The sequence below is a fragment of the Pseudomonas panipatensis genome (assembly GCF_900099785.1).
GTDB lineage: Bacteria > Pseudomonadota > Gammaproteobacteria > Pseudomonadales > Pseudomonadaceae > Pseudomonas > Pseudomonas panipatensis.
Map to the genome: position 1 here is coordinate 490,430 of NZ_FNDS01000001.1, position 22,755 is coordinate 513,184.

The window sequence follows — 22,755 nt, forward strand, 5'->3', positions numbered from 1 at the left end:
GTCGTCTTGCCAAGGGGCCACAAGCCATGCGTACCGAACAACCGAAAGTCATCTACCTCAAGGATTATCAGGCGCCCGATTACCTGATCGACGAGACCAACCTGACCTTCGAGTTGTACGAGGATCACACCCTGGTCCATGCGCAACTGGTCATGCGACGCAACCCGGAACTCGGCGACGGCCTGCCGCCGCTGGTGCTCGACGGCCAGCAACTGGAGCTGCTCTGGGTGGCCCTGGACGACCGCGTGCTGGACGAGGGCGAGTACCAGCTCGACGACAGCCACCTGACCCTGCAGCCGACCGCCAGGACCTTCACCGTCGACAGCACGGTGCGCATCCACCCGGAAAGCAACACCGCCCTGGAAGGCCTGTACAAGTCCGGCACGATGTTCTGCACCCAGTGCGAGGCCGAAGGCTTCCGCAAGATCACCTACTACCTCGACCGCCCGGACGTGATGAGCAGCTTCACCACCACGCTGTCCGCCGAGCAGCATGCCTACCCGGTGCTGCTGTCCAACGGCAACCCGGTGGCCAGCGGCGCGGAAGAGGGCGGACGGCACTGGGCGACCTGGCAGGACCCGTTCAAGAAGCCGGCCTACCTGTTCGCCCTGGTCGCCGGCGACCTCTGGTGCGTGGAAGACAGCTTCACCACCCTGAGCGAGCGTGAGGTGGCCCTGCGCATCTATGTCGAGCCGGAAAACATCGACAAGTGCCAGCACGCCATGGACAGCCTGAAGAAGGCCATGCGCTGGGACGAGAAGGTCTACGGTCGCGAGTACGACCTGGACATCTTCATGATCGTCGCGGTCAACGACTTCAACATGGGCGCCATGGAGAACAAGGGGCTCAACATCTTCAACTCCAGTTGCGTGCTGGCCAAGGCCGAGACCGCCACCGACGCCGCGCACCAGCGCGTCGAGGGCGTGGTCGCCCACGAATACTTCCATAACTGGTCAGGCAACCGCGTGACCTGCCGCGACTGGTTCCAGCTGTCGCTCAAGGAAGGCTTCACGGTGTTCCGCGACAGCGAATTCTCCGCCGACATGAACTCGCGCACGGTCAAGCGCGTCGAGGACGTGGCTTTCCTGCGCACCAACCAGTTCGCCGAGGATGCCGGCCCGATGGCCCATCCGGTGCGCCCGGACTCCTTCATCGAGATTTCCAACTTCTACACCCTGACCGTCTACGAGAAGGGCTCGGAAGTGGTACGCATGATCCATACCCTGCTCGGCGCCGAGGGCTTCCGCAAGGGCAGCGACCTGTACTTCCAGCGCCATGACGGCCAGGCGGTGACCTGCGACGACTTCGTCAAGGCCATGGAAGATGCCAACGGCGTCGACCTGAGCCAGTTCAAGCGCTGGTACAGCCAGTCCGGCACCCCGCGCCTGGCGGTGTCCGAGGACTTCGACGCGGCGAGCGGACGCTACACCCTGACATTCCGCCAGAGCTGCCCGCCGACCCCGGGACAGAAAGACAAGCAGCCCTTCGTCATCCCGGTGGAAATGGGCCTGCTGGACCACCTCGGCAATCCCTTGCCGCTGCGCCTGGAGGGCGAGGAACACGCCCATGGCAGCAACCGCGTGCTGCAGATCGACCAGGCCGAGCAGTCCTTCAGCTTCGTCGGTCTGCAGGCGAAGCCGCTGCCCTCGCTGCTGCGCGGCTTCTCCGCGCCGGTCAAGCTGAGCTTCCCCTACGACCGCGACCAATTGATGTTCCTCATGCAATACGACGAGGACGGCTTCAACCGCTGGGAGGCCGGCCAGCAGCTCTCCGTGCAGGTGCTGCAGGAACTGGTCGGTCAGCGCCAGCGTGGCGATGCGCTGCTGCTCGATGAGCGTCTGCTGGTCGCCTTCCGTACCCTGTTGCAGGACAACGGCCTGGACCAGGCGATGGTCGCCGAGATGCTGTCGCTGCCCAGCGAGGCCTACCTCACCGAGCTGAGCGAGGAGGCCGACGTCGAGGCCATCCACGTCGCCCGCGAGTTCGCCCGCCGGCGTATCGCCGAGGCCCTGTACGAGCCGCTCTGGCAGCGTTACCAAGCCAACCGCGAGGCCTCGCGCAAGACCGCCTACGTCGCCGAAGCCGAGCACATCGCCCGGCGCAGCCTGCAGAACATCGCGCTGTCCTACCTGATGCTCAGCGAGAAGCCGGACGTCCTGGCCGCCTGCCTGGAGCAGTACGAGGCCTGCGACAACATGACCGAACGCCTCACCGCCCTGGCAGTGCTGGTCAATTCGCCGTTCGAGGCGGAGAAGGCCAAGGGCCTGGCGCAGTTCGCCGACTACTTCCAGGACAATCCGCTGGTCATGGACCAGTGGTTCAGCGTTCAGGCCGGCTGCACCCTGCCGGGCGGCCTGGAGCGGGTCCAGGCGCTGATGGGGCATGCCGCCTTCACGCTGAAGAACCCGAACAAGATCCGTGCGCTGATCGGCGCCTTCGCCAACCAGAACCTGATCAACTTCCATCGCGCCGATGGTTCCGGCTACCGCTTCCTGGCCGACCAAGTGATCACGCTGAATGCGCTGAATCCGCAGATCGCCTCGCGCCTGCTGGCGCCGCTGACCCGCTGGCGCAAGTACGCGCCGGCACGCCAGGCGCAGATGCGCGCCGAGCTGGAGCGCATCCTCGCGTCCGGCGAGCTGTCCAGCGATGTCTACGAAGTGGTGAGCAAAAGCCTGGCCTGATCGGGGTCAAGCAGCGGAGGTGTTACCGACCGGGTCGGTAACACCTTTTTTGTTGCCTGCCGGTTCCGCGCCCAGCGGCTCGGCGGTGGGCGAAGGATGAGATCGGCGTCAGCCCCAGGTATTCGTTGTGAACGCATGATTCATCGGAGAACCCCCATGCGCCCCCTGCATTCGATCGCCGCGGCGCTCGCCCTGACGGTCGCCGGCGCTGCCCATGCGGCGGTTTCCGCCGAGGCGGCGGCGCAGTTGCATGGCAGCCTGACGCCGCTGGGCGCGGAGCGCGCCGGCAATGCCGCCGGCAGCATCCCGGCCTGGACCGGCGGCATCACTCGGGCGCCAGCGGGGTATACGCCCGCTCAGCACCATATCGATCCGTTCGCCGCCGACAAGCCGCTGTTCACCATCAGCAAGGGCAACCTGGACAAGTACAAGGCGAATCTCAGCCCCGGCCAGATCGCCCTGTTCAACACCTACCCGGAGACCTTCCGGATGCCGGTCTACCCGAGCCGGCGCAGTGGCTCGGCGCCGCAATGGGTGTATGACAACACCTTCGCCAATGCCACCCGCGCCCGGCTGGCGGAGGGGGGCAACGGCTTCGTCGATGCCTTCGGCGGGATTCCCTTTCCGCTGCCGCAGAACGGCCTGGAAGCGTTGTGGAACCACATCGCCCGTTATCGCGGCACCTACGTGGTGCGCCGCGCGTCGGAGGCGACGGTACAGCGCAACGGCGACTACGTCCTGGTCGCCACGCAGCAGGAAGCGCTGTTCAAGTACTACCGCCAAGGCGGCGACTTCGCCGGGTTGAACAACATCCTGTTCTACGTCCTCTCTTTCGCCAAGGGCCCGGCCCGGCTGGCCGGCGATGCCGCGCTGATTCACGAGACCCTCGACCAGGTCGTCGAGCCGCGCCAGGCGTGGGGCTACAGCGCCGGCCAGCGCCGCGTGCGGCGCGCGCCCAACCTGGCCTACGACACGCCGGTTGCCTCGGCCGACGGACTGCGCACCGTCGATGACAGCGACATGTTCAACGGCGCGCCGGACCGCTACGAATGGAAGCTGCTGGGCAAGCGCGAGCTGTACATCCCCTACGACAACTACCGGATCACCAGTCCGGCGGTGAGCTACCGGGCGTTGCTCAGCGCCAATCACCTCAACCCCGCCTACACGCGCTACGAGCTGCACCGGGTCTGGGTGGTGGAAGGCGACCTGAAGCCCGGTGCGCGGCACATCTATTCCAAGCGCGTGCTGTTCCTCGACGAGGACAGTTGGAGCGCCGCGGTGGTCGACCAGTACGACGGTCGCGGCGAGCTGTGGCGGGTATCCATGGCCTACCTGAAGAACTTCTACGAGTTGCCCGCCACCTGGAGCGCAGTGGACGTGTTCCACGATCTGCGCGCGCACCGCTACCACGTGCAGAACCTCGACAACGAAGAGCCGCAGACGCTCGATTTCTCCCAGGCGTCGCCCGCCGACGACTACTTCAGCCCTTCGGCGCTGCGCCGTCGCGGCACGCGCTGAGCAGCTGCCCGGGGCCTCCGCATGCCGCTCATGCAGGGTGGCGGCGAGTTGAGGCAAGACTTCCCGTGGCCTGTTTTCGCCGTGGCGCCACTGCTCGAAGTGTTACTGTCGGTATCCTTTTGCGAAACCCTGTAACCCGCGTGGCGCCTGGCTTCTGGAACTTCTTAATCCTTTTGGATGAGTGTTCTGGTTCTTAACAAAAGATAACGCGCGGTTAATTGTCAGCCTGAACAAAGGCTGGCTATATAACGCCCACTCCATATCCGCCAGTAATAAAAAGAAGAGGTAAAGGCATATGCGTGAGCCCCTCTGGCGCGCCTTGAGCGAGCAGTCCGCGATCGCGGCTGGCAAGCCGGCCCAGTGTTCTTGTTCGCCGCTGCGCAAGTCGCTGTCGCTGCTCGGTGCGTTCTCCCTCCTGTGGCTCTGCGCCGCTCCCGTGCACGCCAGCGTGGCGGCCGAGGCCGGCACCGACAGTTACGCCATCGTTTCGGCGAAAGCCACCAGCAGCCTGCTGCTCAGCCTGGCGCATGCCGGCAAGCGCCTGGTCGCGGTGGGCGATCACGGCCACATTCTCTACTCCGACGACAACGGCAAGCACTGGACCCAGGCCAAGGTGCCGACCCGCCAACTGCTCACCGCGGTGTTCTTCGTCAACGACAAGAAGGGCTGGGCGGTCGGGCATGACGCGCAGATCCTCGTCAGCGAGGACGCCGGCGCCACCTGGACCCGCCAGTTCCAGGACCTCAAGCGTGAAGCGCCATTGCTCGACGTCTGGTTCCAGGACGAGCAGCACGGCCTGGCCGTGGGCGCCTACGGCGCGCTGCTGGAAACCCACGACGGCGGCACGAGCTGGGAAGACGTCAGCGCGCGCCTGGACAACGAAGACCAGTTCCACCTCAACGGCATTGCCGCAGTGAAGGATTCCGGCCTGCTGGTGGTCGGCGAGTCTGGCAGCCTGTTCCGCTCCAAGGACTGGGGGGCCACCTGGGAGCGCCTCAAGGGGCCCTACGAGGGCTCGCTGTTCGGCGCGACCGGCACCGCCCAGGCCGGCACCGTGCTGGTCTACGGCCTGCGTGGACACCTGTTCCGCTCCAGCGATTTCGGTGACCACTGGCAGCAGGTCGAACTGCCGGTCGCCGGCGATGGCAATCTCGAATTCGGCCTGGCCGAAGGCGCGTTGCTGCCCAACGGCACCCTGGTGGTGGTCGGCAACGGCGGCAGCGTCCTGGAAAGCAAGGACGACGGCCAGACCTTCAGCATCTACAACCGTCCCGATCGCCTGGCGCTGTCCGGCGTCGGCGCCACCGCCGACGGCAACCTGGTGCTGGTCGGTCAGGGCGGCATTCACCTGGCTTCGGCGACTGGCGCCGAGCTGACAGAACAACAATAAGCCGGGGAGCCGCAATGAACGCAGTGAACTCGCATCATCAGGACAAGGCGACTCTGCTCGAACGCCTGATCTTCAACAACCGGCCGGTGGTGATCTTCCTCTGCCTGCTGGTGACCGTCTTCCTCGGCTACCAAGCGACCCAGGTGCGGCCGTCGACCAGCTTCGAGAAGATGATTCCGCTCAAGCATCCGTTCATCCAGAACATGCTGGGCCACATCAACGACCTCTCCAACCTCGGCAACACCGTGCGCATCTCGGTGGAAGCGGTGAACGGCGACATCTTCACCAAGGAGTACATGGAGACCCTGCGGCAGATCCACGACGAGGTGTTCTACGTCCCCGGCGTCGATCGTTCCGGCCTCAAGTCGCTGTGGAGCCCGAGCGTTCGCTGGACCGAAGTGACCGAGGAAGGTTTCGCCGGCGGCGAGGTCATTCCGCAGACCTACGACGGCTCGGCCAAGGCCCTGGACAACCTGCGCAACAACGTTCTCAAGTCCGGGCAGATCGGCCGTCTGGTGGCGAACAACTTCAAGTCGAGCATCGTCGACGTGCCGCTGCTGGAGGTCTACCCGGACCCGCAGGACCAGAGCAAGCTGCTCAAGCTGGACTACCGCCAGTTCTCCCATGAGCTGGAAGAGAAGATCCGCGACAAGTACCAGGTGCAGAACCCCAACGTGAAAATCCACGTCGTCGGTTTCGCCAAGAAGGTCGGCGACCTGATCGATGGCCTGGTCATGGTGGTGGGCTTCTTCGGTATCTGCTTCGTCATCACCCTGGTGCTGCTGCTGTGGTTCACCAAGTGCGTGCGCAGCACCATCGCCGTGCTCTCCACCACCCTGGTGGCGGTGATCTGGCAGCTCGGCCTGCTGCACACCATCGGCTTCGGTCTCGACCCCTACTCGATGCTGGTGCCGTTCCTGATCTTCGCCATCGGCATTTCCCACGGTGTGCAGAAGATCAACGGTATCGCCCTGCAGTCCAGCGATGCGGAAACCCCGCTGCTGGCGGCGCGGCGCACCTTCCGCCAACTGTTCCTGCCGGGGATGATCGCTATCCTCGCCGACGCCGTGGGCTTCATCACCCTGCTGGTGATCGACATCGGCGTGATCCGCGAGCTGGCCATCGGCGCGTCGGTGGGCGTGGCGGTGATCGTCTTCACCAACCTGATCCTGCTGCCGGTGGCGATCTCCTATATCGGCATCAGCAAGCGCGCGGTGGAGCGCAGCAAGCGCGACGCGGTGATCGACCATCCGTTCTGGCGCCTGCTGTCCAACTTCGCCAGTTCCAAGGTCGCCCCGGTGTCCATCCTCATCGCCCTGGTGATGTTCGCCGGCGGCATGTGGGAAGGCCATCACCTGAAGATCGGCGACCTCGACCAGGGCGCGCCGGAACTGCGTCCCGAGTCGCGCTACAACCTCGACAACGACTTCATCATCCGCAATTACTCGACCAGCTCCGACGTGCTGGTGGTGATGGTCGAGTCGGCGCCGGAAGGCTGCTCCAGCCACGCCACCCTGTCGGCCATCGACGAACTGGCGTGGAAGCTGGAAAACACCGAGGGCGTGCAGTCGGCCATCTCCCTGGTCACCGTCTCCAAGCAGATGATCAAGGGCATGAACGAGGGCAACCTGAAATGGGAAAGCCTGTCGCGCAACAAGGACGTGCTGAACAACTCGATCAGCCGCGCCGATGGCCTGTTCAACGCCAACTGCTCGCTGGCGCCCCTGCTGGTGTTCCTCAACGACCACAAGGCCGAGACCCTCGACCGGGCGGTCAAGGCGGTGCAGGCGTTCGCCAAGGACAACGACAAGGGCGACCTGAAGTTCAAGCTCGCCGCGGGTAATGCCGGCATCGAGGCGGCCACCAACGAGGTGATCAAGCAGTCCGAGCTGACCATCCTGGTGCTGGTGTACATCTGCGTGGCGGTGATGTGCCTGATCACCTTCCGCTCGCTCGCCGCGACCCTGTGCATCGTCCTGCCGCTGATCCTCACCTCGGTCCTCGGCAATGCCCTGATGGCCATGCTCGGCATCGGCGTGAAGGTCGCCACCCTGCCGGTGATCGCCCTCGGCGTGGGCATCGGCGTGGACTACGGGATCTACATCTACACCCGTCTGGAGTCCTTCCTGCGCATGGGCCTGACTCTGCAGGAGGCCTACTACGAGACCCTGAAATCCACCGGCAAGGCAGTGCTCTTCACCGGCCTGTGCCTGGCCATCGGCGTGGCCACCTGGATCTTCTCGGCGATCAAGTTCCAGGCCGACATGGGCTTGATGCTGACCTTCATGCTGCTGTGGAACATGTTCGGCGCGCTCTGGCTGCTGCCGGCCCTGGCGCGCTTCCTGATCAAACCGGAGAAGCTGCGGCTGAAGAAGGCGTCGATCTTCGCCCACTGATCGCCAGCGTTGCCCAAGACAAAACCGCGGCCCCGGCCGCGGTTTTGTCTTTTCTGGATCGGCGGATGGCCATCCCGGCTGCCCGCGCTTACGGCAGGATCGCGAACACCCGCGCCGGGAACCCCGTGCCCTGGGCGATCTTCGGGAAGCTCACGACGGCCAGGGCGCCTGCCTCGGGCACCTTGTCGAGGTTGTCGAGCAGCTCGATCTGGTAGTGGTTGGTGCCGAGGATGTACGACTCCAGCGAGTAGTCGTCCTTGCTGGTGGCCAGGCCCGGATCGGTGTCGGTGGTCTCGTGGCCGGAGGCGGTGATCTTGCGCGTCTCGTAGAGATAGGCCAGGGCTTCCTTGCTCCAACCCGGATAGTGGGCCACGCCCTTGGCGTCGAGGTTCTGCATCTTCGCCTGGTCCGGCCAGCGCTTCGACCAGTCCGTGCGCAGCGCGGCGAAGGCGCCCTTGGGCACCGGGCCGTGCTTGGCTTCCCAGGCCTTCACGTCGGCGAGGCTGAGCACATAGTCGGGGTTCTTCGCCACCTGCTGGTGGATGTCGAACACCACCAGCGGCAGGAACTGTTCCTTGACCTCGATCTGGTCGACGCTGCGCAGGCCCTTGTGGAAGTGCAGCGGCGGGTCGACGTGGGTGCCCCATTGGCCGACATGGCTGTACAGCTCGACCTGGAAACCGTCCTTGTCCACCGTGTAGAGGGTCTGGCGCTGCATCGGCTCGAAGCCTTTCCAGTGCGGGGTGTCCTTGTCGAAGGCATGGGTCAGGTCGACCCAAGTGTGTTCGTGCAACTGCGCGTAGGTGTCCCAGAGTCCGGGTTGCGCGGCGCTGGCCAGGGTCGGCAGGAGGGCGGCGGCGAGGAGCGGCCAGGTCAGGCGGGAACGGGGCATGGAGCGTCTCTCCTTGATGCGATGCGGATGGAGGTTGCATCTTTCTTCAGAGCGAGCTTGATAATCCAATTATTAATTTCTAGATTCTTATAACTTTTCGAGCATATGGAGCGCTGCGCATGTCCCTGCAACTGATCGAGTACGAACAAGCGTCCGCGGAAGTCCGCGCGGTTTTCGACGACATCATGGCCACCCGGCGGATCGACCGCGTGAACAACTTCTGGAAGGCCCTGGCCAATCATCCGGCGACCCTGCGGCGGACCTGGGAAAGCCTCAAGGAGGTGATGGCGCCGGGCAGCCTCGATCCACTGGTCAAGGAGCTGATCTACGTCGCGGTGAGCGCCACCAACAACTGCAACTACTGCATCGGCTCGCACAGCGCCGCCGCGCGCAAGGCCGGGATGGACGACGCCATGCTCGGCGAACTGCTGGCGGTGGTGGCCATGGCCAACGAGACCAACCGCCTGGCCATCGGCTACCAGGTGCCGCTGGACGAGGCGTTCAAGGACGCGGTGCTGGCGCCGGCGGGCTGATGCGCTGCCGCCCGGGCGGCTGACGCCGCGTGCAGCCGCAAGCGGCCAGTGGCGCGGCGACCGGCTCAGCGCGGGTAGAGCGGTGGCAGGCTGGCGCCTTCCTGCGGCGTGCCGGTGGCGAGGCTGGCGTCGGGCAGCGCGCGGATCGCCCGCCAGAGGTCTTCGCCCTGCCAGGTGTGACCGCCTTCGCTGTCGCTGTAGAGCGCGCCGTTGAGGCTGTCCAGGGCGTCGGACAGCGGCACGAAACGCGCCGCCATGTCGGCCAGGGTTTCCGGTTGCTGGCGGGCCCAGGCGTCGAGGGCCTGGCGGGTCGCGTGCGGGTCGTTGGCCTGGCAGGCGCGGCGCAGTTCGTCGAGCAGGCTGCGTGCGCTCGGTGCGTTGGCCGCCGCGCGAATCACCGCTGGTTGCTGGCGGGCGCGCCACCAGAGACCGAAGCCGAGCAGGCTGGTCAGCGACAGCAGGACGGTCGCCAGTTGCCAGGGCCACAGCCGCGGCGAGACGGAGGCCGGCGCTGCGCTGGCCAGCGGCGCCTGGTCCTGCGCCTCCAGTTGCGGGTTGGCTGCCACGCTCAGGGTGCGGCCGGGCAGGGTGGTGTGCTCCAGGCGATTCTCCTGGGTGTTCCACCAGACCACGTCGAGGTCGGGCAGGATCAGTTGCCCGGCCTGGTCCGGGACCAGCGCCTCGCGCTCTTCGCGGCTGCCGACCAGCCCCTGGTCGGTCTGCTGCTCGGCCAGCTTCGGCTGGTCCGGGTAGTGCCGCAGGCCGGCGGGCAAGCCCTGCGGCAGCGGCGGCAGTTGCGCGCTGGAGAGCCCTTCGACGCGCAGCATCAGGTTGCGCGTCAGCGATTCGCCGGCCTTGACCTGTTGCGGTTGCGGGGTCCAGCTTTCGTTCAGGCTGAGGGCGCGCGCCGGCAGCCAGGGCGCATCGGCGGGATACTCGGCGGGCTTGGCTTTGACCTGCAGCGGAATGTCCGGTGAGGTGACCCGCACCTGCTTGCCCGGCCGGTTGCCGAAGGGCTGCGGGGTATTGCCGCTGGCGCGGGCGACCTGGGTGGCGCTGAAGGTCTGGCCGGGAATCAGCAACTCGCCGCTGCGCTGCGGGAAGATCGCGTAGCGCATCTCGATCACGCCATGGCGCACGCCGTTGATCTCTTTCTCATAGGTGCGCGGCTGGCCGAGCGGCTCGACCCGGGCGTCGGCGATCTGCAGCGGGCTCAGGCTGCTGTCGTCGTACAGCGACACCGAGTGATAGATGCGCAGGGTGAGGATCACCTGGGCCTGCACGTAGACCTCTTCCTGATCGACGCTGGCATCCATGAACACCGGCGACAGCGTCTGTTCGCTGTCCGCTTCGTCGGCCTTGAGCACATGCAGGCTGATCGGCCGCGACTCGTTGTTGCCCAGGCGCAGCGCCGGGATCACCACCGTGCCGGTCTGCTTGGGTTGCAGGGTGACGATCCAGCGGGTGGTGGCCTGGGATTTGCCGTTGAGGGTGGTCAGGTGGTTCACCTGGCGCGTGGCGAGGATCTCGAATTGCGCGTCGAGCGGCGCCATATCGGGCTTGCCGAACAGCGTGGGGTCGTCGGACTCCAGGGTCAGATCGACGCTCTCGCCGGCGCTCAGGCGTGCACGGTCGACGCTGGCGGTGAGGCTGGCCTCGGCCTGGAGGGCGACGAGGCTGAGCAGGATCAGGCAGATCAGCCGTTTCATGGGGTGTTTTCCTGGCGCTGCTGCTGTTGATACCAGAACTTGCGCCGCAACAATTCGGAGGGTTCGTCGGGAATCTGCCGCAACCATTGTTCCAGGGCCTGGCGGCGTTCATCGCTGAGTGTGGCTTCGGCCGTCGGCGCGGCCGGGAGTTCCGTCGTGGCGGCGCCCTGCGGCGCTTCGCCGCTGCGGCTGGCGCTGGGCGGGCCGAGGTCGGCGGGCGCCGGTATCCGCGCCGAGGCGGTCGGCTGCGATGGCCGTTCCTCGCCGGGGTGCAGCGGCTGTTCCGGCGCCTGGCTCGATGGCGTCGGCGTGTTCTCGCCATGTTCGCTGCTGCGGGGGTTTTCCGTTGGCTTCGGCGGCGTTTGCGCCGCCTGACGCTCGGCCGCGCGCTGGCGCAGCAGGTCTTCCAGCAGGGCCTTGTTGCGCTGCGCCTGCTGCAAGCCTGGCGCGCGCTCCAGGGCCAGTTCGTAGGCGTCGATGGCGGCTTCGTACTGCTCCTGGCGGGCCAGGGCGTTGCCCCGGTTGTAGTGGTCGGCGGCAGTGTCGCCGTGGGCGAAGGCCTGGGCCGCGCCGGCATAGTCGCCGGTCTGGTAGAGGGCGACGCCACGCCAGCGGAAATCCTCGAAGCGGCGCGCGGCGTCTTCCGCGCGCTGTTCGGCGAGCAGGCGCTGGCCCTGCTGGTCCGGGCGCAGCCAGAGGTCGGCGAAGTCGAAGGCGTTGGCCGATTGCGGCGGCGCCCACAGCAGCGGCAGCAGCAGCGGCAGGCAGAACAGCCAGCCGCGGCGCCCGGCGCAGGCGGCGAGCAACAGTAACGGCAGCAGCAGCCAGTAGCCCTGGTCGGCCCAGCGTTGCAAGCGCAGCATGGCGTCTTCGCCGGTCGCCGCCAGGCCGCGGTTGCTGTCGAGCAGACCGAGGGCGCGCAGGTCGCGGTTGCCGGCGCTCAGGCGCTGGTAGCCGGCGTCCAGGCTGTCGCTGAACTGACGCAGCCCGGCTTCGTCGAGGCGTGGTAGCAGGATGCTGCCCTGGCTGTCCTTCAGGTAGGTGCCGTCTTCCTGCAGGATGGGCGCGCCGGCGGCGCTGCCCACGGCGAGCAGGGCGAAGTCCTTGCCCTTGCCGCGCAGCGCCTTGCGGATGCCCTGCTGCTCGCTGGCATCGAGAGCGCCGCTGATCAGCAGCAGGCGCCCGCTGCCCTCGGCGCCATGTTCGAGCAGTTGCAGACCCAGGCTCACGGCGAGGTCGGCGCGCTGCCCGGGCACGGGCATGATCGATGGCTTGAGCGCATCCAGCAGGTTGCGCGCGGTGAGCTGATCGTTGGCCAGCGGCACCAGGGTGTGCGCGCTGCCGGCGTAGACGACGATGGCGGTCTGCGCGTCGCTGCGCGCCTGCAGCAGGTCGAGGATCTTGCGCCGCGCTTGCTCCAGGCGGGTCGGCTGCAGGTCGGTGGCGAGCATCTGCGGCGTCAGTTCGAGGATCACCACCAGCGGATCGCTGCGTTGCATGGCCGGTTGCTCGACCTGCTGCCAGCTCGGTCCGAGCAGGGCCAGCACGGCGAGCAGCCAGGCCAGTCCCAGGTACAGCCAGGGACGGCGGTCGGCGCGGCCGCTGCCGCCGCTGAGCAGCCAGGGGTGGAAGGCCGCCGGCAGCAGCAGTTGCCAGCGTCCGGCGCGGCGCTGGCGGTGCAGCAGCTTCCACACCAGCCAGGCGAGCAGCGGCAGCAACAGCAGCCACCCGGGGCGCAGCAGGTGCGGCCAGAGGTTCATGGGCGCCTCCAGGGCCAGCGTTGCGGCCAGCGCCAGTCTTCCGGCGGCCACAGCTCGCGGGCCACCAAGAGCATGCTGAAGAGCACCGCGGCGGCCAGCGGCCAGTGGTACAGTGCCAGCGCCGGGCGCGCCTGGGTCGGCTTCTGCGCCACCGGTTCGAGGCTGTCCAGGGTCGCCGAAATCTTCGCCAGTTCCTCGCCGGAGCGGGCGCGGAAGTATTCGCCGCCGGTGGTCGCGGCGATCGCCTTGAGGGTCGGCTCGTCGAGGTCGAGGCCGGGGTTCAGGCCGAGGATGCCGAGCACGCTTTCCCCCTGCGGATCGGCGCCGATGCCGATGGTGTAGACCTTCACCTGCTCCTCCGCGGCCAGCCGCGCGGCGGTCAGCGGGTCGATGGCGCCGGTGGTGTTGGCGCCATCGGTGATCAGCACCAGCACGCGGCTTTCCGCCGGGCGCTGGCGCAGGCGCTTGATCGCCAGGCCGATGGCGTCGCCGAGGGCGGTGTCCTTGCCGGCGATGCCGATCAGCGCTTCGTCGAGCCAGACCCGCACGGCGTGGCGGTCGAAGGTCAGCGGCGCCTGCAGGTAGGCCTTGCTACCGAACAGAATGAGGCCGACGCGATCGCCGTGCCGCTGTTCGATGAAGTCACCGAAGAGTTGCTTGATCAGGCCCAGGCGGCTGATTTCAGCGCCTTGCCATTTGAGGTCGGTGGTGTCCATCGAGCCGGAGACGTCCACCGCCAGTAACAGATCGCGGCCGCTGGCGGGGATCGGCAAGGGGTCACCGACCCATTGCGGGCGTGCCGCGGCGAGCAGCAGCAACAGCCAGAGCAGGGCGAAGGGCGCCTGCAGGCGCCAGGCCGGCAGGCGCGCGCGGGCGCGGCGGCCGGCCAGACCTTCGAGTTCGGCGAGGAAGCTGACTTTCAGCGCGGCCTCGCCGCTGTCCGCGGTCGGCAGCAGCAGGCGCAGCACCCAGGGCAGCGGGGCGAGCAGGAAAATCCACGGCCAGGCGAACTCAAACATGCTTGCGTACCCAGGTTTCCACGGCGGCGTTGAGGCCTTCGATGGCCTTGTCGTCGAGCCGGCATTCGGCGCGGTAGCCGCCTTCGACGAGGATCATCCAGCGGGTCAGGCCGGCGGCCGGACAGCGGTTGTCGAGGAAGGCCAGCCAGGCGCGGCCGCTGAGGGTATGACTGTTGTCGTTCGGCCAGCGCGCCCGGCACAGGCGTTTGAGCAGGGCATTGATGGCTTGCAGCCAGGGGCCGGCGGGCACGCCGTCGTAGGGGCGCGGCAACTGCGCCAGTTCTTCCAGGGCGGCCAGCCGCAGCGGGTCCAGCGGCGCCTCCTGGGGCGCACTGGCGCCTTGGCGCGGCAGCAGCCGATGGCGTTGCCGCCACAGCGCCCAGGCTAGCACCGGCAACACCAGCGCCAGCAACCACCAGCCGGGCGCCGGTGGCCACCAGCCGATGGCCGGCGGCTCGATCAGCGGCGCCAGGGCGTCGAGCGGGTTCATGTGCGGCGTCCCGATTGGTGTTGTTCCAACTGGTCGCACAACTGTTCCACCAGCTCCTCCTGGGTGCTCAGCGGCAGCAGCGGCACGCCCAGGCGCTGGCTGAGGCGTTTCCAGCGTTCGCGCCGGGCCTCGCCGAGGGCGCGGTAGGCCAGGCGTTGTTCGTCGATATGGGTGTCCAGCTCCAGGTGCGCCGCGCCTTGGCTGAAGCGCATCAGCCCGGCCGCCGGCAGAGCGTGGTCGAGGGGATCGGAGACCGGCAGCAGGACCAGGTCGGTGTGCCGCGCCAGCAGGCTCAATTGCTGCTCGGCCAGGTCGCCTTGCGGGGTCGCGCCGAGCGCGCGTTCGTCGCAGACGATCATCACCAGGCTGCCCGGCCGCAGCACTTCGCGGGCGCGGCGCAGGGCCGGGCCGAAGCCGTCGCTGGGGGTTGCCGGCGGGGTGCCGGTGAGCAGCGCGTGGTTGGCGCGGACGATCAGGTTGAGCAGTTGCAGCAGGCTCTGCTTGTTGCGCCGCGGCTTGATTTCGTGGGTGTCGCTGTCGCTCAGCACTAGGCCGCCGATGCGGTCGTTGTGGCCCAGCGCGGCCCAGCCGAGGAGGGCGGCGGCCCGCGCGGCGAGCACCGACTTCAGGCACAGGCCGGAGCCGAAGAACAGCCGGCTGCTCTGCTCGACCATGACGAACACCGGGCGCTCGCGCTCTTCGTGGAACAGCTTGGTGTGCGGCTCTTGGGTGCGCGCGGTGACGCGCCAGTCGATGGTGCGCACGTCGTCGCCGGCCTGGTACACCCGCACCTGGTCGAAGTCCACGCCGCGCCCGCGCAGGCGCGAGTGGTGCAGACCGATCAGCGGGCTGCGCCGCGCCGGCGTGGAGAACAGCTGGACTTCGCGCAGGCGATGGCGGATGTCGATCAGCTCTTGCAGGCTGACCGCGACGCCGGGCGCAAGCACACTGTGCATCAAGCCACGGCAACCACGTCGAGGATGCGCTGGACCACGCGGTCCTGGTCGATCCCCGCGGCTTCCGCCTCGAAGGTGAGGATCAGGCGATGGCGCAGGATGTCGAACAGCACCGCCTGGATATCCTCGGGACTGACGAAGTCGCGGCCGGCCAGCCAGGCATGGGCGCGCGCGCAGCGGTCGAGGGCGATGGAGCCGCGCGGGCTGGCGCCGTAGGAAATCCATTCGGCCAGCTCGGCGTCGTACTTGGCCGGGGTGCGGGTGGCCATGATCAGTTGCACCAGGTATTCCTCCACCGCGTCGGCCATGTGCAGGCCGAGGATTTCCTGGCGCGCGGCGAAGATCGATTCCTGGGTGACCCGACGCTCCGGCTTGGACTCGCCATGCAGCGCCTCGCCACGTGCCTGCTGGAGAATGCGGCGCTCCACCGAGGCTTCCGGGTAGCCGATCTTCACATGCATGAGGAAGCGGTCGAGCTGGGCCTCGGGCAGCGGGTAGGTGCCTTCCTGCTCGATCGGGTTCTGCGTCGCCATCACCAGGAACAGCGGCGGCAGGTCGTAGGTCGTGCGGCCGACGCTGACCTGGCGCTCGGCCATGGCTTCGAGCAGCGCCGACTGCACCTTGGCCGGTGCCCGGTTGATCTCGTCGGCCAGCACCAGGTGGTGGAAGATCGGCCCCTGCTGGAAGACGAAGGTGCCGTTCTCCGGGCGGTAGATTTCCGTGCCGGTGATGTCCGCCGGGAGCAGGTCGGGGGTGAACTGGATACGGTGGAACTCGGCTTCCAGACCTTCGGCGAGGTCCTTGATGGCCTTGGTCTTGGCCAATCCGGGCGCGCCCTCGACCAGCAGGTGGCCGTCGGCGAGCAGGGCGATGAGCAGCCGCTCGATGAGCTTCTCCTGACCGAGGATCTGGCTGGAAAGATAATGTCGCAGCGCGAGAAGCGACTCACGATGTTCCATCGAAGGGGATTCCTGGACTGGGGGTGACGGGCCGGACGCGGCCGATCGGGGCCCATACTTTACTGCATCGGTGAGCGGCCGTGCAGGTTAGCCCGCAGCGCCGCGAAGGGACGGTGCGCGAGGCGCCAGCCGGCGCTGCCTTGACTCTCCCCCTAGGGGCAGACCCTAGCCTGGACGCTTTCTGTTCAGGAGTACGCTCGATGGGCAAACGCATGCTGGTGATTCTGGGGCACCCGTCCGCCGACAGTTTCTGCGGGGCATTGACCGACGCTTACGTGCAGGCGGCCCAGGCGGCCGGTCACGACGTGCGCCTGCTGCGCCTGGGCGAGTTGCGCTTCGATCCGCTGTTGCATGCGGGCTATCGCGCGATTCAGCCGCTGGAGCCGGACCTGCAGCGAGCCCAGGCCGATATCGGCTGGGCTGAGCACCTGACGTTCGTCTTCCCGATCTGGTGGGGGGGCGTCCCGGCCTTGCTGAAAGGCTTCCTCGACCGGGTCCTGCTCCCCGGCTTCGCCTTCAAGTACCGCGCAGGCCAGGCCTTTCCACAGCCGTTGCTCAAGGGCCGGAGCGCGCACCTGCTGGCGACCATGGACACGCCGCCCTGGTATTTCAAATGGGTCTACCGCATGCCCGGCCTGCAGCAGATGCGCAAGACCACCCTGGCGTTCTGCGGCATCAAGCCGTTGAAGACCCTGACCTGCGGACCTATCCTGGGCTCCAGCGCGTCGCGCCGCGAGGCCTGGCTGGAACAGGCCAGGGCCGTGGCCCGTCACTGACGCCGGGCTCTGTTCGCTCATCGAGATGGATCTTCATGTACATCGGCAAAGCCGCCCGGCTCTCGGGCACCACGGTCAAGAGCATTCGCCACTACGAGGACATCGGCCTGCTGCCGCCGCCCCGGCGCGAGGGCAGGTACCGCGTCTACAGCCAGCAGAGCGTCGAATTCCTGATGCTCATCAAGTGCGCCCAGCAGATGGGCTTCAAGCTCCGGGAGCTGCGCACGATGCTCGACGGCCACCACGGCGATGCCTTCCCCTGGGAGCTGGCGAAGCAGGCGATTGCCAGCAAGAAGGCCGAACTGGGCGCGCAGATCGATGCCTTGCAGGCGCAGCGGGATGGCCTGGATGCGTTTGCGCGCACACTCGATGCCGCCCGCCAGGAATGCCCGCTCGAATACCTCGCAGGTCCCGCCGAACGCCCGCGCGGCCAGCGCTGAGCCGGAGGTTCGGCCATCCGCCTGGCGTCCGTCGCGGGACGCGGCGGCCCATGAAGGCAGTGGCCAACTGGCACGGGAGTCCCGCCTTCCTGCAAGGCGTTGAACGAATATGTCGCACCCCCATAAGCCGAGTCGGCTCCGACCTCGTTAAGCTCGGCGAGCCACGCTGACCGGCCGGTCTCGGTCGTCGGTCGCGGCGTCACACTGCCAGCTATCCCTGTGACGACCTCCCGAGCGCGAATAAGCGATCTACGCTGAAAGCCAATAAAACGAGCCAAGCGGAGTACAACCATGGCGTTCTTCACCGCGGCCAGCAAAGCCGATTTCCAGCAGCAACTGCAATCGGCCCTGGCGCAGCATGTCGGCGACAAGGTGCTGCCACAAGTAGCCCTTTTCGCTGAGCAGTTCTTCAGCCTCATCTCCCTCGACGAATTGACCCAGCGCCGGCTGACCGACCTGGTTGGCTGCACCCTGTCGTCCTGGCGCCTGCTGGAACGTTTCAACGCCGCCGAGCCGGTCGCGCAGGTGTACAACCCCGACTACGAGAAGCATGGCTGGCAGTCGACCCATACCGCGGTGCAGGTGTTGCACCCCGACCAGCCGTTCCTGGTCGACTCGGTGCGCATGGAACTGAACCGCCGCGGCTACAGCATTCACACCCTGCAGACCACCGTGGTCAGCGTGCGCCGCAATGCAAAGGGCGAGTTGCTCGAACTGCTGCCGAAGAACAGCCAGGGCGAGGACGTGCGGCATGAATCGCTGATGTACCTGGAGATCGACCGCGCCTCCCATGTGGGTGAGCTGCGCACCCTGGACAAGGCCCTGCTCGATGTGCTCGGCGAGGTGCGCCAGGCGGTCGCCGATTTCCCCGCCATGCGCGGCAAGGCCGAAGAGCTGCTGGCCTGGCTCGGCAAGTCGAAGGCCAAGGCCCGCGCCGACGAGGTCGGCGAGGTTCGCGCCTTCCTCGAATGGCTGCTGGACAACCATTTCACCTTCCTCGGCTACGAGGAGTTCACCGTCGCCGACGAAGGCGATGGCGGGCGGATCATCTACGACGAGAAGTCTTTCCTCGGCGTGACCAAGCTGCTGCGCGCCGGACTCAGCCAGGACGAGCTGCATATCGAGGAATACGCCGTCGCCTACCTGCGCGAGCCGCTGCTGCTGTCCTTCGCCAAGGCCGCTCAGCCGAGCCGCGTGCATCGCCCGGCCTATCCGGACTACGTGTCCATCCGCGAGATCGACGCCAAGGGCAAGGTGCTGCGCGAGTTCCGCTTCATGGGCCTGTTCACCTCCTCGGTGTACAACGAAAGCGTCAACCAGATTCCCTTCATCCGCGGCAAGGTCGCCGAAGTCGGCCATCGCTCGGGCTTCGATGCCAACGGCCACCTGGGCAAGGAACTGGCCCAGGTGCTCGAAGTGCTGCCGCGCGACGACCTGTTCCAGACCTCGGTGGACGAGCTGTTCAGCACCGCCCTGGCCATCGTGCAGATCCAGGAGCGCAACAAGATCCGCCTGTTCCTGCGCAAGGACCCCTACGGCCGCTTCGTCTATTGCCTGGCCTATGTGCCGCGCGACATCTATTCCACGGAAACCCGGATCAAGATCGAGCAGGTCCTGCGCGATCGCCTGAAGGCCAGCGACTGCGAGTTCTGGACCTTCTTCTCCGAATCGACCCTGGCGCGGGTGCAGTTCATCCTCCGCGTCGATCCGAAGACCCGCATCGACATCGATCCCAAGCGTCTCGAAGAAGAGGCCGTGCAGGCCTGCCGTTCCTGGCAGGACGACTACGCCGCGATGGTGGTGGAGAACTTCGGTGAAGGCCAGGGCACCAACATCCTCGAAGATTTCCCGAAAGGCTTCCCCGCCGGTTACCGCGAACGCTTCGCGCCGCACTTCGCGGTGGTCGACCTGCAGCACCTGCTCAGCCTGTCCGACAGCCGCCCGCTGGTGATGAGCTTCTACCAGCCGCTGGCGCAAGGCGAACGGCAGTTGCATTGCAAGCTCTACCACGCCGATACGCCGCTGGCGCTGTCGGATGTCCTGCCGATCCTGGAGAACCTCGGCCTGCGCGTGCTCGGCGAATTCCCCTACCGGCTGCGCCACGCCAATGGCCGTGAGTACTGGATTCACGACTTCGCCTTCACCTACGCCGAAGGCCTGGACCTGGACATCCAGCAGCTCAACGAAACCCTGCAGGACGCCTTCGTCCACATCGTCAACGGCGATGCCGAAAACGATGCCTTCAACCGCCTGGTGCTGACCGCCGGCCTGGCCTGGCGCGACGTCGCGCTGCTGCGCGCATACGCACGCTACCTCAAGCAGATCCGCCTGGGCTTCGACCTCGGCTACATCGCCAGTGCCTTGCACGCCCATGTCGATATCGCCCGCGAACTGGTGCGCCTGTTCAAGACGCGCTTCTACCTGGCGCGCAAGCTCACCGCCGAGGACCTGGAAGACAAGCAGCAGAAGCTCGAACAGGCGATCCTCGCGGCCCTCGACAACGTTCAGGTGCTCAACGAAGACCGCATCCTGCGGCGCTACCTGGACCTGATCAAGGCCACCCTGCGCACCAACTTCTACCAGCCCGACGGCAACGGCCAGAACAAGGGCTACTTCAGCTTCAAGTTCAATCCCAAGGCGATTCCCGAGCTGCCCAAGCCGGTGCCGAAGTACGAAATCTTCGTCTACTGCCCGCGCGTCGAAGGCGTGCATCTGCGCGGCGGTAAAGTGGCCCGCGGCGGCCTGCGCTGGTCCGACCGCGAGGAAGACTACCGCACCGAGGTGCTCGGCCTGGTCAAGGCGCAGCAGGTGAAGAACGCGGTGATCGTCCCGGTCGGCGCCAAGGGCGGCTTCATTCCGCGGCGCCTGCCGGTGGGCGGCAGCCGCGACGAAATCCAGGCGGAAGCCATCGCCTGCTACCGCATCTTCATCTCCGGCCTGCTCGATATCACCGACAACCTGAAAGAGGGCGAGGTGGTGCCGCCGGCCAATGTGGTCCGGCATGACGAGGACGACCCCTACCTGGTGGTGGCCGCCGACAAGGGCACCGCGACCTTCTCCGACATCGCCAACGGCATCGCCGCCGAGTACGGCTTCTGGCTCGGCGACGCCTTCGCGTCCGGCGGCTCGGCCGGTTACGACCACAAGGGCATGGGCATCACCGCGCGCGGTGGCTGGGTTTCCGTGCAGCGACACTTCCGCGAGCGCGGCATCGACGTGCAGAAGGACAGCATCACGGTGATCGGCATCGGCGACATGGCCGGCGACGTGTTCGGCAACGGCCTGCTGATGTCCGACAAGCTGCAGATGGTCGCCGCTTTCAACCACATGCACATCTTCCTCGACCCCAACCCGGACCCGGCGGCCAGCTTCGCCGAGCGCCAGCGCCTGTTCAACCTGCCGCGCTCGGCCTGGTCGGACTATGACGCCAAGCTGATCTCCGCCGGCGGCGGCGTCTTCCCGCGCAGCGCCAAGAGCATCCTGCTCAGCCCCGAAGTGCGCGAACGCTTCGACATCCAGGCCGAACGCCTGACGCCCACCGAGTTGATCAATGCGCTGCTCAAGGCGCCGGTCGACCTGCTGTGGAACGGCGGCATCGGCACCTACGTGAAGTCGAGCAAGGAAAGCCACGCCGACGTCGGCGACAAGGCCAACGACGCCCTGCGCGTGGACGGCCGCGAACTGCGCGTGAAGGTGGTGGGCGAGGGCGGCAACCTCGGCATGACCCAACTGGCGCGGGTCGAGTTCGGCCTCAACGGCGGCGCCTGCAACACCGACTTCATCGACAACGCCGGTGGCGTGGACTGCTCCGACCACGAGGTCAACATCAAGATCCTGCTCAATGAGGTGGTGGCCGCCGGCGACATGACCGGCAAGCAGCGCAACAGCCTGCTCGCCGAGATGACTGAGCAGGTCGGCGACCTGGTGCTGGGCAACAACTACAAGCAGACCCAGGCGTTGTCCCTGGCCGAGCGCCGCGCCCGCGAGCGCATCGCCGAGTACAAGCGACTGATGAGCGACCTGGAAGCGCGCGGCAAGCTGGATCGCGCCCTGGAGTTCCTGCCCTCGGACGACGAGCTGGCCGAGCGCATCGCCGCCGGTCGCGGGCTGACCCGCGCCGAGCTGTCGGTGCTGATCTCCTACAGCAAGATCGACCTCAAGGAGTCGCTGCTCAAGTCGCTGGTGCCGGACGACGACTACCTCACCCGCGACATGGAAACGGCCTTCCCGCAGACCCTGGTGGCCAAGTTCGGCAGCGCCATGCGCAAGCACCGGCTGAAGCGCGAGATCGTCAGCACGCAGATCGCCAACGATCTGGTCAACCACATGGGCATCACCTTCGTGCAGCGCCTGAAGGAGTCCACCGGCATGACCCCGGCGAACGTCGCCGGCGCCTACGTGATCGTGCGCGACGTCTTCCACCTGCCGCACTGGTTCCGGCAGATCGAGCAACTCGACTACCAGGTGCCGGCGGACGTCCAGCTGACCCTGATGGACGAGCTGATGCGCCTGGGCCGCCGCGCGACCCGCTGGTTCCTGCGCAGCCGACGCAACGAGCAGGACGCCGCGCGCGACGTGGCGCACTTCGGTCCGCGCATCGCCGCCCTTGGGCTGAAGCTGGATGAATTGCTCGAAGGCCCGACCCGCGAGCTGTGGCAGGCGCGCTACCAGGCCTATGTCGAGTCCGGCGTGCCGGAGCTACTGGCGCGGATGGTGGCCGGTACCAGCCACCTGTACACGCTGCTGCCGATCGTCGAGGCGGCAGACCTCACCGGCCGCGACCCGGCCGAGGTGGCGCGTGCCTACTTCGCCCTGGGCAGCGAGCTGGAACTGACCTGGTATCTGCAGCAGCTCAGCGGGCTGCCGGTGGACAACAATTGGCAGGCCCTGGCCCGCGAAGCCTTCCGCGACGATCTCGACTGGCAGCAGCGGGCTATCACCGTCTCGGTCCTGCAGATGCAGGACGGCCCGGCCGATATCGGCGAGCGCGTGGGGCTATGGATCGAGCAGCATCGGCCGATGGTGAATCGCTGGAGAACCATGCTCAGCGAACTGCGTGCCTCGACCAGTACCGACTACGCCATGTACGCGGTGGCCAACCGCGAACTGCTGGACCTGGCGCAGAGCAATCAGCACGGGGTGTGCATCCCCTGACGCGTCAGCGACAGGACACCGCCTTACTGTTCAGCCCCGCCTTGTGCGGGGCTTTTTTTCGGCGGGAGGGGACGTTTCG

General features: G+C 66.9%; 15 protein-coding genes. 8 read left to right on the top strand and 7 right to left on the bottom strand.

Going from position 1 to position 22,755, the window contains the following annotated elements; genetic code table 11:
• Nucleotides 1–26 precede the first annotated feature (26 nt).
• The 4 genes from pepN (at nucleotide 27) to BLQ74_RS02375 (ending at nucleotide 7,988) form a co-directional block, all read left to right on the top strand.
• Entirely contained in the window at nucleotides 27–2,684 is a 2,658-nt protein-coding gene (gene pepN, locus BLQ74_RS02360; RefSeq protein ID WP_090260455.1) for an aminopeptidase N, read from the top strand.
• A 156-nt stretch (nucleotides 2,685–2,840) separates the two neighbouring features.
• Nucleotides 2,841–4,202: a DUF1329 domain-containing protein gene (locus BLQ74_RS02365; protein WP_090260457.1), complete on the top strand. Its 1,362-nt coding sequence runs from the start codon at nucleotides 2,841–2,843 to the stop codon at nucleotides 4,200–4,202.
• 295 nt (nucleotides 4,203–4,497) lie between these two features.
• On the top strand, nucleotides 4,498–5,592 hold the full coding sequence (locus tag BLQ74_RS02370; protein ID WP_090260459.1) for a YCF48-related protein: 1,095 nt from the start codon (nucleotides 4,498–4,500) through the stop codon (nucleotides 5,590–5,592).
• A 14-nt stretch (nucleotides 5,593–5,606) separates the two neighbouring features.
• Complete coding sequence (locus tag BLQ74_RS02375; protein WP_090260461.1) at nucleotides 5,607–7,988, top strand: efflux RND transporter permease subunit; 2,382 nt, start codon at nucleotides 5,607–5,609, stop codon at nucleotides 7,986–7,988.
• An 88-nt stretch (nucleotides 7,989–8,076) separates the two neighbouring features.
• Here BLQ74_RS02375 and BLQ74_RS02380 read toward each other — a convergent pair whose 3' ends face one another.
• Nucleotides 8,077–8,880, bottom strand: coding sequence for a cyclase family protein (locus BLQ74_RS02380; protein WP_090260464.1), 804 nt, complete (start codon nucleotides 8,878–8,880; stop codon nucleotides 8,077–8,079).
• A gap of 119 nt (nucleotides 8,881–8,999) precedes the next feature.
• Between BLQ74_RS02380 and BLQ74_RS02385 the strand changes: the two genes are divergently transcribed.
• Nucleotides 9,000–9,413: a carboxymuconolactone decarboxylase family protein gene (locus BLQ74_RS02385; protein WP_090260466.1), complete on the top strand. Its 414-nt coding sequence runs from the start codon at nucleotides 9,000–9,002 to the stop codon at nucleotides 9,411–9,413.
• Nucleotides 9,414–9,478: 65 nt separating this feature from the next.
• Here BLQ74_RS02385 and BLQ74_RS02390 read toward each other — a convergent pair whose 3' ends face one another.
• From BLQ74_RS02390 to BLQ74_RS02415, 6 genes are read right to left on the bottom strand one after another with little or no spacing between them, the layout of a single operon-like run.
• Nucleotides 9,479–11,122, bottom strand: coding sequence for a BatD family protein (locus tag BLQ74_RS02390; RefSeq protein ID WP_090260468.1), 1,644 nt, complete (start codon nucleotides 11,120–11,122; stop codon nucleotides 9,479–9,481).
• Complete coding sequence (locus tag BLQ74_RS02395) at nucleotides 11,119–12,882, bottom strand: VWA domain-containing protein (protein ID WP_090260470.1); 1,764 nt, start codon at nucleotides 12,880–12,882, stop codon at nucleotides 11,119–11,121. Before BLQ74_RS02395 ends, BLQ74_RS02390 begins: the two co-directional genes overlap by 4 nt.
• Nucleotides 12,879–13,901, bottom strand: a complete 1,023-nt coding sequence (locus BLQ74_RS02400; protein ID WP_090260471.1) for a vWA domain-containing protein — start codon at nucleotides 13,899–13,901, stop codon at nucleotides 12,879–12,881. The genes BLQ74_RS02395 and BLQ74_RS02400 overlap by 4 nt, the downstream gene beginning before the upstream one ends.
• A complete protein-coding gene (locus tag BLQ74_RS02405) occupies nucleotides 13,894–14,391 on the bottom strand; it encodes a DUF4381 domain-containing protein (protein ID WP_090260472.1) in 498 nt (165 codons plus the stop codon). The genes BLQ74_RS02400 and BLQ74_RS02405 overlap by 8 nt, the downstream gene beginning before the upstream one ends.
• Nucleotides 14,388–15,347 carry a DUF58 domain-containing protein gene (locus BLQ74_RS02410; protein WP_090260474.1) on the bottom strand — a complete coding sequence of 320 codons (960 nt, stop codon included), beginning with the start codon at nucleotides 15,345–15,347 and terminating at the stop codon, nucleotides 14,388–14,390. Before BLQ74_RS02410 ends, BLQ74_RS02405 begins: the two co-directional genes overlap by 4 nt.
• A complete protein-coding gene (locus BLQ74_RS02415; RefSeq protein WP_090260476.1) occupies nucleotides 15,347–16,306 on the bottom strand; it encodes an AAA family ATPase in 960 nt (319 codons plus the stop codon). The genes BLQ74_RS02410 and BLQ74_RS02415 overlap by 1 nt, the downstream gene beginning before the upstream one ends.
• A 200-nt stretch (nucleotides 16,307–16,506) precedes the next feature.
• Between BLQ74_RS02415 and BLQ74_RS02420 the strand changes: the two genes are divergently transcribed.
• From BLQ74_RS02420 to BLQ74_RS02430, 3 genes are all read left to right on the top strand, one after another.
• Nucleotides 16,507–17,082 carry an NAD(P)H-dependent oxidoreductase gene (locus tag BLQ74_RS02420; protein WP_090260478.1) on the top strand — a complete coding sequence of 192 codons (576 nt, stop codon included), beginning with the start codon at nucleotides 16,507–16,509 and terminating at the stop codon, nucleotides 17,080–17,082.
• Between the two features lie 35 nt (nucleotides 17,083–17,117).
• Complete coding sequence (locus tag BLQ74_RS02425) at nucleotides 17,118–17,522, top strand: MerR family transcriptional regulator (RefSeq protein ID WP_090260480.1); 405 nt, start codon at nucleotides 17,118–17,120, stop codon at nucleotides 17,520–17,522.
• A 291-nt stretch (nucleotides 17,523–17,813) separates the two neighbouring features.
• Complete coding sequence (locus BLQ74_RS02430; protein ID WP_090260481.1) at nucleotides 17,814–22,676, top strand: NAD-glutamate dehydrogenase; 4,863 nt, start codon at nucleotides 17,814–17,816, stop codon at nucleotides 22,674–22,676.
• The last annotated feature ends 79 nt before the right edge of the window (nucleotides 22,677–22,755 follow it).